This is a genomic window from Vibrio sp. 10N.239.312.C11 (genome assembly GCF_041466065.1).
In the GTDB taxonomy this organism is placed as follows: Bacteria; Pseudomonadota; Gammaproteobacteria; order Enterobacterales; family Vibrionaceae; genus Vibrio; species Vibrio tasmaniensis_A.
Genome location: NZ_JBFSRZ010000084.1, coordinates 1 through 11,101, shown reverse-complemented (window position 1 = coordinate 11,101; position 11,101 = coordinate 1). Strand labels below are relative to the sequence as shown.

At 42.7% G+C, this 11,101-nt stretch carries 12 protein-coding genes; 6 read left to right on the top strand and 6 right to left on the bottom strand.

Translation table 11 applies throughout. The annotated features are described in order from the left end of the window. Positions 1 to 73 precede the first annotated feature (73 nt). A complete protein-coding gene (locus AB6D07_RS21745; protein ID WP_009844765.1) occupies positions 74 to 1,114 on the top strand; it encodes a hypothetical protein in 1,041 nt (346 codons plus the stop codon). Positions 1,115 to 1,297: 183 nt separating this feature from the next. After that, positions 1,298 to 1,609, top strand: a complete 312-nt coding sequence (locus AB6D07_RS21740) for a hypothetical protein (protein ID WP_029222827.1) — start codon at positions 1,298 to 1,300, stop codon at positions 1,607 to 1,609. 94 nt (positions 1,610 to 1,703) lie between these two features. Here AB6D07_RS21740 and AB6D07_RS21735 read toward each other — a convergent pair whose 3' ends face one another. Next, a complete protein-coding gene (locus tag AB6D07_RS21735; RefSeq protein ID WP_017102463.1) occupies positions 1,704 to 3,551 on the bottom strand; it encodes a M3 family metallopeptidase in 1,848 nt (615 codons plus the stop codon). A gap of 221 nt (positions 3,552 to 3,772) precedes the next feature. Here AB6D07_RS21735 and AB6D07_RS21730 point away from each other — a divergent pair, with 221 nt between their 5' ends. The 3 genes from AB6D07_RS21730 (at position 3,773) to dbpA (ending at position 7,020) form a co-directional block, all read left to right on the top strand. After that, complete coding sequence (locus AB6D07_RS21730; protein ID WP_017102462.1) at positions 3,773 to 4,366, top strand: hypothetical protein; 594 nt, start codon at positions 3,773 to 3,775, stop codon at positions 4,364 to 4,366. A 217-nt stretch (positions 4,367 to 4,583) separates the two neighbouring features. Beyond that, the gene (locus tag AB6D07_RS21725; RefSeq protein WP_009844769.1) at positions 4,584 to 5,492 is read left to right on the top strand and encodes an aldo/keto reductase family oxidoreductase; all 909 of its coding nucleotides are present in this window, start codon (positions 4,584 to 4,586) and stop codon (positions 5,490 to 5,492) included. A gap of 148 nt (positions 5,493 to 5,640) precedes the next feature. Further along, positions 5,641 to 7,020 carry an ATP-dependent RNA helicase DbpA gene (gene dbpA / locus AB6D07_RS21720; protein WP_017102461.1) on the top strand — a complete coding sequence of 460 codons (1,380 nt, stop codon included), beginning with the start codon at positions 5,641 to 5,643 and terminating at the stop codon, positions 7,018 to 7,020. Positions 7,021 to 7,160: 140 nt separating this feature from the next. Here the strand turns inward: dbpA and AB6D07_RS21715 are convergent, their stop codons facing one another. After that, positions 7,161 to 7,334 carry a hypothetical protein gene (locus tag AB6D07_RS21715; RefSeq protein WP_009844771.1) on the bottom strand — a complete coding sequence of 58 codons (174 nt, stop codon included), beginning with the start codon at positions 7,332 to 7,334 and terminating at the stop codon, positions 7,161 to 7,163. A 261-nt stretch (positions 7,335 to 7,595) separates the two neighbouring features. On the opposite strand from AB6D07_RS21715, the gene AB6D07_RS21710 reads away from it, so the two are divergent. Continuing rightward, complete coding sequence (locus AB6D07_RS21710) at positions 7,596 to 8,432, top strand: DUF6279 family lipoprotein (protein ID WP_017102460.1); 837 nt, start codon at positions 7,596 to 7,598, stop codon at positions 8,430 to 8,432. Between the two features lie 82 nt (positions 8,433 to 8,514). On the opposite strand, the gene AB6D07_RS21705 is transcribed toward AB6D07_RS21710, so the two are convergent. The 4 genes from AB6D07_RS21705 to AB6D07_RS21690 form a co-directional block, all read right to left on the bottom strand. Then, complete coding sequence (locus AB6D07_RS21705; protein WP_017098680.1) at positions 8,515 to 9,138, bottom strand: PolC-type DNA polymerase III; 624 nt, start codon at positions 9,136 to 9,138, stop codon at positions 8,515 to 8,517. A 70-nt stretch (positions 9,139 to 9,208) separates the two neighbouring features. Continuing rightward, positions 9,209 to 9,610, bottom strand: a complete 402-nt coding sequence (locus tag AB6D07_RS21700; protein ID WP_017098681.1) for a PPC domain-containing DNA-binding protein — start codon at positions 9,608 to 9,610, stop codon at positions 9,209 to 9,211. Positions 9,611 to 9,721: 111 nt separating this feature from the next. Next, positions 9,722 to 10,918 (bottom strand): DEAD/DEAH box helicase, encoded by a 1,197-nt coding sequence (locus tag AB6D07_RS21695; protein WP_010431064.1) that lies wholly within the window; start codon positions 10,916 to 10,918, stop codon positions 9,722 to 9,724. Further along, positions 10,878 to 11,101, bottom strand: a 224-nt coding sequence (locus AB6D07_RS21690; protein ID WP_231904630.1) for a hypothetical protein, incomplete at its 5' end; no start/stop codon positions are given. The genes AB6D07_RS21695 and AB6D07_RS21690, both read right to left, overlap by 41 nt.

The following is an 11,101-nucleotide window of genomic DNA, read 5'->3' as shown; positions in this document are numbered from 1 at the left end:
CTGATCAGATCGTAGGTTCTTGATTTAGTTCCATTGAATTACGCAACAAAGCCATATATAGGTAGTGGTTATTATGAAAAAGACATTAGTAGCACTTGCGATTGCAAGCATTTCAAGTTCAGCTTTCGCGGTAAATACAAGCAGCCAAAACAGCCAGAATGAAGACATGTTCGCATTTGATTCAATGCATAAAGATCAATTTTCAGTATCTGGTGCTATGGGTGTTGGCGGTTACTACGATACTGGTTCTAAAGCATTCTACGATGACTGGGCTACAGGCCTAACACTTGCAGTAAACTACCGTAACAACCGTATTGTTGGTTACTTCGAAACAGACTTGATGGTGAACTACACAACAGACAATAACGTTTCAGCGAATGATTCCGTTAACTACAAGTGGACAAATGGCATCGATACTGGCCCTGCTGCTGATGTAGACAAAGCTTGGCTTGGTTTTGACACTGGTTTCGGTATCGCTTCATTCGGTTGGGAAAATGATACAGCACTAGATAAAGTTGACGGTGCTGGTGATAACACTTACGAGTTTGGCGCTTCTGCTGGTGATGCTTCTGACGGCTTCAATGTTGTTAAGTTCCAGGGTGCAACAAGCGGTATCGCTTACGGTATCTCTTACTTCGAAACGAAAGATTCTCGTAACAATGATAAGTTCGACAAAGGTGTGAACGGCTACATCGGTCTAGAGCAAGAAGTATTCAACCTATACGCAGGTTACGAAAACCGTGATTACGAAGCTAATTACGAAGTTTACACGGTAACTGGTAACGTAAAAATTGGTGACCTAACACTAGGTATGAACTCTTGGATTGATGACGCAGATTCTGAGAAAGACACGGGTTACTACGTTTCAGGTGGTTACGCGGTTTCTGAAGACCTAACAATTGCAGCTGGTTACGCCTCTAACAGCAATGAACTTGATGGCCAAGCGGACGTAGATGCTTCTTACATCAACATCGCGGCAATGTACCGTATTGCAGACAACGCTGACATGGGTATTGATATCAAACAAGATATTGATGGTGCACGCATGGGTTCAACTAGCGCACAGTACGACGAAGAAACACACGTATTCGCAGCAGCTTACTACTACTTCTAAGCTCTTAATAGCTTAATAGCTGATTAATAGCTTTGAGAGCTTAAGAACTTTAAATCTGATTGCTATGGTGTGTCGCATGCCCGGTCGTTACACCATGTTCTCTTCTTTTTGCCGTTTAAGTATCCAACCGATATGTGGTTTGGCACTCAGTGTTATGAGTGGAATGATAATCTGGAGAATGTAATGGTTAAGAGCATTACTGCCAAGGGTGTTATTTACGGAAATGACACTCTGTTTACATGTAAACCGAATCGAAATGGATTATTTGAATTGGCGCGTAAACATGGAAGAGTTGCAGGTACTCGCCCGCAAGATCTCAAGAACAAGGTTTATGCTGAATCTCTTGATGAAGCTTGGAATTTACTCAAAACAGAAAAGTTTTATATTGTTTTGACAGGGCAGATATGTGGTATTCATAGGAAATCACTAAGAAGCCTTGATTCTGTCGACATTATTTTTGATGTTCAATCTCGTTTAAATTGTGTCACTGTGTAGGGTCGATGCTGTAAATAAAAAGGACGATTAAATATCGTCCTTTTTTTCGTTTGAGTTTTTTGGTTCAACCTTGCTTACAGATGCTCAGCACCCGCTATCGGCCGTATTGCCCAACGATAAAGTGTTCAAACTCATCACACATTTGAGAATTTGATTTGTCGTTATTCGCTAATTCAGTTGCTCCATCGACGATCGATATCTTCGCATTCAAATCAGCGACTGGTGCTCGCTCTCTTGTCGACAGCTGTTTGATTTTTTGATCTTCAATAGCCCAAGCTTCTTCTGGCGATAAGTTGCACTCGTCAGCGAGGTACTTGGCATTAAAACCTTCCCCAGTCAGGCTTTCGATTGTCCCATTATGATTCACGCTATTTCCTTGGTGCCAATAGTGCTTAGCTAACAAAGGGCCGATCTCCGGGTTATCCGTTAAGTAACCAAACTTATCGGTGAAATATGCACGAGTTTGATACACGGCCATATGAGCTAATAAGTAACCCTGATATGCGCAAGAGGCTTCATCCGACAATAGATGAGGGATCGCCATTAATGGGCGAGGGCTACAAGCCAATCCAAGAATCGTTTTCTCACTGCTACGAGCAAGAGCAGTGATCTTTTCAGGTGTCAGATCTTCATCCGCCAATTCGTAAAGTGCTCGTTCGAAATAGGGAACAACAAGAATGCTTCGTTCTTGGTAGGCTCTGAACGGTTGTTTGTTATCTATGATGGCTTTGATTAGCTCATCAGGTACTGCTTGGCCTTCTGAATCCAGGGCATATTGTTTTAGCCAATCGGCGTCATTCAATAAGCTGTCACAGAACATGGATTGAGTTTCGGCATAAGCCATCGATGTTGGTGCAAATTCTTGAGAGAAACAAGGCGCATTCATTTTAACATTAGCGAAATGTGCAGCGTGGCCGCCCTCGTGAAACAGCGTATTGATACCATCATAACCGCTGCCGATTTGGTCGGGCTTGGCGTTGCTCGTGAAGTTGACCTGTGCAGCTACCCAAGTATCTTGATCGTAGAAAGAAGGAACTGGCCCATGACAGAAACCGTTTGGATACTTTCCTTTACGATCAAGCAAATCTAATTTCAATGTTGCTTGTGAGTATTCGATATTAAGACGACCAAAAGACTCAACCCAACGCCTTAGTGACTTTGAAAATGGAACATAAGGGTCTAAGTCATTCATGACGTCACCTGCAAAAGAGTAGGTGAAATTATGGGCTTCTAGAGCGCTCTGACCTTTTTTCTGAGTTAAGCTCTCTAGGCTTTGTTGATGGTTATCTCGCGTGCGAACTTCAAAGTCATCCAGAATTGTAAACAGTTGCTCAGTTGTCATCTGCTCGGTTTTAACGACGGAATAGTCAAAAAAGGTTTTGAAACCCAGCGATTGAGCAAACTGGTTGCGTTTTTTGATGAGTTCAATGAAGCCGTTAGCCAGCAGCCACTGCTCTAAACCTAGTAGTGTTTGGTGAGCTGAAAGCCTAACTTTTTCATTACTATTGGTTCTTATTGTTGAACCTAGAACCGGTAACGACCCTTCAGTGTCGTCGCCCGCTTCATTCACGTAAGTCATTACATGATTCTGTTTTTTCTCAAACAGTTCAGCCTCAAACTTTATGAGTTCGGCCTTAAGCTTCTGTGACTGCTCAGACTCAATAGCGTGAGATCTAAAGGTCGCTAACCAACCATTCAAGCCTGTTAGCGTGCTCTCTTTTTCTTGAGGGTCTTGAATTTCTTCGATAGTAGCTAGCTGCGTTTCGATAGCAGCAATTTGCTCGGCAGAGCTAAGAAATTCAGTCCATTGGGTCTGCGCGAGTGTCGAGCCATCATGGTCGTCACTGATCCCCATATAAGTATCCCAAAAGAAGTCTTCTTTCGCTTTATGAGTCGCAAGATACTTTTGGTTCAATTGGTTGAGATAGTTCGTTGCAGTCATGGACGTTCCTTGTAAATTATTCATTAATTTCAACATTATGACACATTCATGGGGTGTATTGTGTGACGACAGATATAACAGAGTGCAACTCTTCTTAGTATCAAGTTTGTTAATCTTATCGTTGAGCAATATTTTTAGTTTTATAGATGTAAATCGAGCAGTTGTTTGTTGATTGGTCACGTATAATGCACGCTCCATACCGCGTGAAATAAGCACAAATAATGAGAACTCTTCCTAGCTTAATCCTACCTTTGTTATTGACTCTGAATACCCTTTCATTTTCTGCGCAGGCGAGTGAAAGCTGGTGGTTACGGACGGTATTCAATAGCAACCCAACTCAACCGAGTTCTCAAAACTATATTAACGATATCGATCTTATGGATTGTGGCGAAGTTGAAGGCACTCTGTTGTGCAGTGACTTAACCCAATATTACGATTTGGATGTTTATGTTGAACTGGAGTTGGGTGACTCAAGCGTCGAAGTGGTTCGCCTTAATCTGCCATATTCGAACCTAAGGTACACAAAGCTTCAGGCATATCTTCGTCAAGATGGCTTTGCTCTCAGTTCAATTCGCATTGGAGAGGATGATTTTGATGTCCTCGCTCAACTCGAACAAGCGAAACGTGAGGGAGTTGGTTACGACAAGGTAGATAAACAACTCGTAGAATTCATCAACTCACCACATCATTCCTCTGAGCAAATGAGTGTATGGAATGTGCCTAGCTCTTCCTCATCTTCTTCTAGTTCTTCAGCCCCTTGGATTCAGTTACATAGTGATGGTGACAACTTAACGGTTGAACTAAATCGCTTTTAATTGCTCAAATTTATAGATGGTTTCGTCATTCATCAGAGTAAACAAACCTTTCAGGAGAACGGCTCACGGGCAGACAGCAAGTTATAATTCATTTAAGTGTTCGTTTTTCTGTGGCTCTCACATTTTTAGTAAGCGTTTACCTTTGCCATTTGTTATACGTTGAGCCTTCGGTAAAACGAGCTTAGGATACGTTCAGTATTGATAAAGGAGACAACCCATGGTTGCAAAAGTAACGGTAGCGCCACAAGGCCCAGAACTTTCTGAGCTGGTGCAAGGATACTGGCGTACAGCTGAGTGGGGTATGACCCCGCAACAACGTCTGACTTTCCTAAAGCAGCACATTGATCTTGGCATCACAACGGTTGATCACGCGGACATTTACGGTAACTACCAATGTGAAAAGTTGTTTGGTGAAGCATTAGCGCTTGAGCCGAGCCTTCGAGATGATATTCAAATCGTCACCAAGTGCGACATCAACTTGTGTGGTGACCACACTCCAGATCGCAAGATCAATCACTATGACACCAGCGCGCACCATATTTACCAATCAGTAAATAACTCTCTAGAGCGTTTGGGTGTAACCGAACTTGATGTATTACTGATTCATCGCCCTGACGTATTGATGGACGCGGATGAAGTAGCAGAAGCGTTCGCTGAACTACATAAGGTAGGTAAAGTTAAGCACTTCGGTGTCTCTAACTTTTCACCGCGTCAGTTCGACTTACTGCAATCTCGACTAGGTAAGCCACTAGTGACTAACCAAGTTGAAATCAACCCATTGAACTTCGAAGTAGCTCATGATGGCACGCTAGATCAACTGCAGATGAACCGTATTCGTCCAATGGCGTGGTCTTGTCTCGGTGGTGGTAGCATCTTTAGTGGCGATTCAGCACAAGCGATTCGTGTTCGTAATGAACTAGAAGCCATTCGCCAAGAAGTGGGTGCAGATAGTATTGACCAAGTAATTTACGCTTGGGTTCGTCGATTACCGTCTAAACCGATTACTATTATTGGTTCAGGTAAGATTGAGCGAGTGAAAACGGCCGTTGATTCACTGAAAATCGAACTGACTCGTGAGCAATGGTATCGCGTTTGGGTTGCCTCTAAAGGTCACGGTGTGCCATAAGAAGTAATTCGAAAATGACGATAAGCCAGCCAACAAAGCTGGCTTTTTTGTGTTCGCCTAACCTATTTCTTCAAAACTGTGATTAAGGTGGAATAATTTTCAAAAACACTCATAATGCACTCTGTTTTTCACCAGTTGGATATTTCCATTGAGCACTTCAAAATTCTCTTCAATCGCCCTTAAGCCAGAGCTTCTAAATACGTTAAATTCTCTTGGTTATACTGAAATGACGCCTATTCAAGCGTTAAGTCTTCCTACTATTCTGGATGGCAAGGATGTTATCGGTCAGGGTAAAACGGGTTCAGGTAAAACAGCTGCTTTTGGTTTAGGCGTGCTGCAAAACCTACGCGTTAAGCGTTTCCGTGTTCAGTCTTTAGTGTTATGTCCGACTCGTGAGCTAGCAGACCAAGTAGCAAAAGAGATCCGTACTCTTGCTCGTGGTATTCACAATATTAAAGTGCTGACACTATGCGGCGGTATGCCAATGGGCCCACAAATTGGTTCATTAGAGCATGGCGCACACATTCTGGTGGGCACTCCTGGTCGTATCCTGGACCACCTAGAGAGAGACCGTATTGACCTGTCTGAGTTGAACACACTTGTGTTAGATGAAGCCGACCGCATGCTGGAAATGGGTTTCCAAGATGCACTAGATGCTGTTATTGAAGCAGCACCAAAAGATCGTCAAACGTTATTGTTCAGTGCAACTTTCCCTAAACAGATTAAATCTGTTGCAGACCGTATCATGAATAACCCTGAAATGGTGAAGGTTGAATCAACGCACGATCACTCAAGCATCCAGCAACACTTTTATAAGGTTGAAGGTACTGAAGCTCGTGATGACGCACTAGAGCTAATGCTTCTTCATCATCAACCAGAGTCAGCGGTTGTGTTCTGTAATACTAAGAAAGAAGTACAGAACGTAAACGACGAGCTAAGCCACCGTGGCTTCAGTGTTATCGAGCTTCATGGCGACATGGAACAACGTGAACGTGACCAAGCTTTGGTTCAGTTCTCAAACAAAACCATCTCTATCTTGGTTGCAACAGATGTTGCTGCTCGTGGTCTTGATGTTGATAACCTAGATGCTGTGTTCAACTTTGAGTTGTCTCGCGATCCTGAAGTTCACGTACACCGCATCGGTCGTACTGGACGTGCAGGAAGCAAAGGCGTCGCTATCAGCTTCTTTAGCGAAAAAGAGATGCACCGTGTTGCTCAAATTGATGAGTACATGGATATGCCAATCGAACCGTCTCAGTTACCAGCTAAACCAATTGCTAAGCCGTACTACTCAAACATGGTAACGATCCAGATTGATGGTGGTAAGAAAGCGAAACTTCGCGCAGGTGATATCCTTGGTGCGTTGACAGGCCAAGGCGGTATTGATGGTAAATCAGTAGGTAAGATCAACTTGTTCGCGATGCGCGCTTACGTTGCTGTAGAAAGATCAATGGCTAAGAAAGCATTAGGCAAAATCGAATCAGGTAAGATGAAGGGTCGTCAATTCCGCGCCCGAATTCTGAAATAATTCGAGACTGAATCCCTTTGCTGCGATATGTCTAATTAACGAGATTGCTACTTAATGACATTGCAGTAAAGGGTGTTCCACAAAATGCCACTCAAGTTTACTCTCTTAGGTTTATCGACCTAGTTCTCTTTACCAAAGCATTATTCATCGGGTCTTATCGAATAAAGATCGTTGATATGTTTTCCCTCGCTAAGATACCAAGTCATCGCTTCCTTTCGATTGTGAACCAATATCGTGATTGTGGTTATTGAACCATCATCAAAATAACAAAGCTCATATTCTAAATCGCTTGGATGATCAGGAATAGCGGCCATAGCTCCCCTCCCAAATATCAATCATTTGAAATACGCCAACCCAACTCATTTATAGGGTTCGTATTGCGTCAAATGAGCAATAAAAATCAAGTTACATCACTGCCATTAATTATTTTTAGTTTAATCATTTGCCGAAATAGTTAGATTAGCAAGTCTGAGTCTCAATTTATCCGAAAGTTTTTACGAGAACCCGATTTTGTAGCTAATGTTATAAGATCGTCTTGAGGTTCGTTGTTGAGTAAAATGTTGTGAGAGGGTGTAATGAGAAAGTGTCGTTGGTTAGTCTTATTAAGCTGTTTTCTTTTCTCTGGCTGCGGGACTAAATTTGCCTATAACAATATAAGCTGGTTTGTCGTTAGCTATATTGAAGACTTTGTAACTCTTTCTAATAGTCAGGAATCAGAGCTCGAAGAGCGCCTCGACTTATTACAGCAATGGCATAAAGAAACTCAACTGCCGTTATATATTTCGCAACTGCAAGTGATCCAAAACACAGATCGTTCTGATATGAATTCTGCTTTTATCTCTGAACAAAGTGACCAAATTAAAGACCATATTCGCTCAATCGTTAATAAGTTCTCTCCTGATATTTATGCACTAAGTATGCAGCTTACCCCTGAGCAAGATAAGGAATTCTTAAAGCACTTTAGAGAGAAGCAACAAGAGTATTACGAAGAAAGATTATCATTGGATGATGAAGATTCGAGAGAGCGATACCGAAACAGAATAGAAGAGCGGGCAGAGCGATGGTTAGGTTCAGTATCGAAAGAACAAAAAAAGATTATTTTTGCTTGGTCTCAAGAGTGGGTAAATACCAACGATAACTGGCGGCAATATCAAAATAATACCTACCAAGATTTATCGACACTGATGGAAAAGAAAAGCGACTTAGATATAGCTCAGCCGATTATTATGAACTTACTTTTGAACAATGAAGCTTATTATCCTGAAGGACTTGAGCCTGAGCTTAACAAGAACATGCAGACGTCAGCCAATTTTTTAGTCGATATCGTAGAAAGCAGTACTAATAAACAGTGGGCTTATTTCATGAGTGAATTAGCAAGCCTGAAAGGAACATTTGAATCACTGCAGGAGTAGAGTCTTCTTTCGTTCTAAAGGCTAGTAGTTATCCATGTGACTAGCCTGTCAATCAAACTTGAAGGGGAGAGAGTTTAGATATTTAATTTCTGTTGCTCATCAGCAGCTTTGGAATAGAGCCTTTAGCGGTCTTAGATATTTTCTGCATCAGTTGAAAACTCGGCTGTTGAATGCCGTGGTCACTTTGAAGCTCATCAATCATCAATAACCACAACCGTGCTGTCATTTCTGAATCGGCTAACGCTCTGTGGAAAGTACCGTCGTTGTCGATATTCTTAAAGCGCACAAGGTCGCCTAGCTTATGAGTCGGCGCATCTTGGATTAGGCGGCGAGCAATCAACATTGAGCAAGCGAACTTGCCTGTGTAGTCTCGGCCAATAAAGTCTAATTCCGCATCGAGAAAGCGCTTATCAAACGATGCATTGTGAGCAACAAGTTGGCTGCCTTGGATAAAGTCTGCAAACTCATCCATCACTTCACTGCAACTGGCCGCTGTGCTTAACATACGGTTACTGATTCCGGTATAGCTTTCAATGAACCCGCTAACACGAAACCCTGGGTTCATGAGTTGCTGAAAGGTGTCGACGACTTCGCCGTTAACTAATTTAACCGCACCGATTTCAATCGCTCGGTCACCCATGTTTGGTGATAAGCCTGTGGTTTCGAAATCGAGAACGATAACGGAGTCTGCGGAGTTTGGAGCCATCGTGTTTCCTAATTACTATTGGGTGGTATCGCTTTATATGAGGCGTTTGGTGCTGCTATCAGTGAAGCTATTATGTGTTACTGCTGATAGTGAGCTCAGTGTAACCCGTCGTATCATCATGCTCTCTGTTGAAGGTCAAAGTATCGTAACGGTGCACAATTAATTCAGCGGTGGTGGCGATAATCGTTCCCTCAAGCAGATGCCCACCAATCACATTGCCATTTTCATCAGCAACGGATAGGTGAACATGCTGGTGGTTCGGGGTTAGCGTCGCCATAAGTGACACAATTTCGAACGGAGCTATAATTAGCTTGGTGTTGTTTGCATTAGCCAGACGAATATTGAGTTGAGAAACACACCCGACACAAGACGCGACAGAGCCCGCTGAGATATTGTGCGCTGTCACTAGCTTTTGGATCTCAAGCTTTAGGTCTTGGCCTCGGGTTAATCTCGTTGCGATAGGAGTGATCATCTTATTGCCTCAATTTTATTTGTATTTCTAAGAGCAAAACGAAGCCACATGGGCTTCGTTTTATTTTCATTTTGGCTAATGCGACTTTTTCATTTCTATAGCTGAAATTACTTAGTCTTGTTGCTGCTCTCTTTTCTTCTTAGGAACGAAGTTCAATACAGAGATTGGCACTTCTTTGCGTGGTTCAAAACCTTCAACAACACGACGTTCAATCAAGTGACCAAGACGTTTTTCGATAATGCACAGGTTCTTGAAGTTGTCTTTCGATAGGAAAGAGATCGCTTCACCAGATGCATCAGCACGGCCAGTACGACCAATACGGTGAACATAATCATCTGCTGGGAATGGGATGTCGTAGTTTACTACGCGGCTTAGATTATCGATATCGATACCACGAGCAGCAACACCTGTCGCAACTAGATATTTTAGACGACCTTTCTTAAAGTCAGCCAGAATCTTTTCACGAATCGCTTGGCTACGTCCACTGTGGAAAGCTTCAGCTTGGATGCCACGTTTTTCAAGTTGGGCAACTAGCTTAGCCGCGCCGTGCTTAGTCTCGATAAAGATAAGCGCTTGGTCCCACTCACCGTCAGTGATCATGTGGCTTAAAAGTGCAGACTTACGGTCTTTATCTACGGTCACTAACCATTGCTCAATGTTCGCTTTAGAAGCGTCAGTTTTGGCAATTGAAATCTCTTCAGCTTCACTGATTGCGCTTTTCGCTAGCGCACGAACTGGCGTTGATAGCGTTGCTGAGAACAACAGGTTTTGAATGTTTTGTGGCAAACGCGCGATGATCTTGTTGATGTCTTCGATGAAACCCATGTCTAGCATGCGATCGGCCTCATCAAGAACCAGTACTTCAACTTCATCAAAATGAACGGCACGTTGTCCGTACATATCGATTAAACGACCTGGAGTTGCCACAAGAATATCGACACCTTCGATCAAGCGGTCTTTCTGGTGTTGGTAAGACACGCCACCGTACATCGCTAGTGATGTTAGGTTTAGGAACTTCGCGTATTTAGTAATGTTCTGTTCAACCTGAATCGCAAGCTCACGCGTTGGTGTCAGAATAACAGCGCGAATACGTTTTTTACGTTGTGTTTCACCTTTACTTAGCATTTCTAAGATAGGGAGAACAAAGCTCGCAGTTTTACCTGTACCTGTTTGTGCAGCAGCAATTAGGTTCTTACCAGAAAGCACAATCGGAATTGCTTTTTCTTGAATAGAGGTTGGCTTTTCATAGCCTTGTTTTGCAACGGCTTTAACAATAGGTGAGCTTAATCCAAGCTTGGAAAATGGCATAAGTTTCTCGGTATGATTTGGCTAAATAGCGATGGAAAGGTTCAACAATCTTATACAAGGATAAGATTAATGGCGGCATTCTACCATGTTGCTTGTGTACTACTAGGGCATGTTGATCTTTCGAGCTAATTTTTGCAGCGAGTTGCTGGGTATTTATACAAGGCAGAGGCTTTGATGTGTAGC